We start from the raw sequence: 456 nt of genomic DNA, 5'->3' as shown, positions 1-456 counted from the left end.
CCGCCGCTGGCGCAGCCGTGCCGCCGCATGCCCGCGCTTTTCGTCGGACGAATGCTTCGTCATCCGAAACGGGCGAGGCGCGGCGAACGGCGCCCGCTCGCCGCGCGGCGGGGCACGGCGCCCTGCCGGACGTGTCGCCGACGGGGCACGCCGCTAAGCCGCCGCGATCGCGTCGTCCGGCAGGCCGAGGCTCATCGATTTCGCGATCACGCAGAGCTCGCCCGCCGCATTGCACAGCGAGCCTTCCAGGGGCACGACGTCGCCTTTCAGCTTCGGGCTCGGCTCGATCGCAACGATCGCCATGTCATCGTCACGGTGTCGCCCGCCGCGAGCCCCTTGCGGAAACCGAATTCGAGCCCGAGCCCGAGCCCGAGCGCGGCGCGCCGCTCGCCGAGGAAGGGCGCGAAGGTCGCGACCATGCCCATCATCCGCGCCGAATAATGCGTGCCGCTGACG

General features: G+C 72.1%; 1 protein-coding gene and 1 pseudogene. Both read right to left on the bottom strand.

Features of this window, described 5'->3' with window-relative positions; genetic code table 11:
- Positions 1-153: 153 nt before the first annotated feature.
- Positions 154-303: a hypothetical protein gene (locus tag ACU8YE_RS25105; RefSeq protein ID WP_004529126.1), complete on the bottom strand. Its 150-nt coding sequence runs from the start codon at positions 301-303 to the stop codon at positions 154-156.
- A pseudogene (locus ACU8YE_RS25100) lies at positions 267-456 on the bottom strand (MaoC family dehydratase); the annotation flags it as partial. The pseudogene ACU8YE_RS25100 and the gene ACU8YE_RS25105, both read right to left, overlap by 37 nt.

This window comes from Ralstonia sp. VS2407 (assembly GCF_052950655.1).
The sequence above is the reverse complement of the archived record's forward strand: the minus strand, read 5'-3'. Positions and strand labels throughout refer to the sequence as shown.

What these genes read in the sequence shown, in the direction of transcription:
- ACU8YE_RS25105 (WP_004529126.1), bottom strand. Translation starts at nt 303, where the DNA reads ATGGCGATCGTTGCGATCGAGCCGAGCCCGAAGCTGAAAGGCGACGTC.